The 467-nt window shown below is 69.8% G+C and carries 1 pseudogene; it reads left to right on the forward strand.

The window, feature by feature from the left end:
* Positions 1 to 22: 22 nt before the first annotated feature.
* A pseudogene (locus KZZ06_RS20100) lies at positions 23 to 467 on the forward strand (hypothetical protein); the annotation flags it as partial.

Below are 467 nucleotides of genomic sequence, written 5' to 3' on the forward strand. Positions count from 1 at the left end.
GTTGCCCTACTGGGACGCCAGCATGCAGCTCAACGGGCTGTGCTACTCGGTGGTGGTAGCGACGCCGCTGCGGAAGGGCAGCCAGATCTTTCCGGAAGGGGCGCCAGACGTTCGGCTGCTCGTGGCGGCCGCGCCGTCCTACGACCCCCGGTCCGGTGGCTACGCCTACACGGACAATGCCGCGATCGTGCTGCTCGACTACCTGACGCACGAGAGCGGGTACGGCCTAGCGCTGGGCGAGATCAACCTCCAGACCTTCGCCGACCTGGCCAACGTCTGCGACCAGCCGATCGCGCTGGTTCTGCCGGACCCGAACGGCTCGACCTCGGAGCCGCGCTATCGCGCCTGGGGCAGCTACACCTACGACGAGCAGCGCTCCGACGTGCTCGGCCGGCTGCTCGCCTCGTGCGATGCTGAGCTCTACCAGGACGCGGACGGCCGCGTCGCCGTGCGCGGTGGGCGCTGGC

Origin of the sequence: Sulfitobacter sp. CW3, assembly GCF_019392245.1 — a bacterium.
In the GTDB taxonomy this organism is placed as follows: domain Bacteria; phylum Pseudomonadota; class Alphaproteobacteria; order Rhodobacterales; family Rhodobacteraceae; genus Sulfitobacter.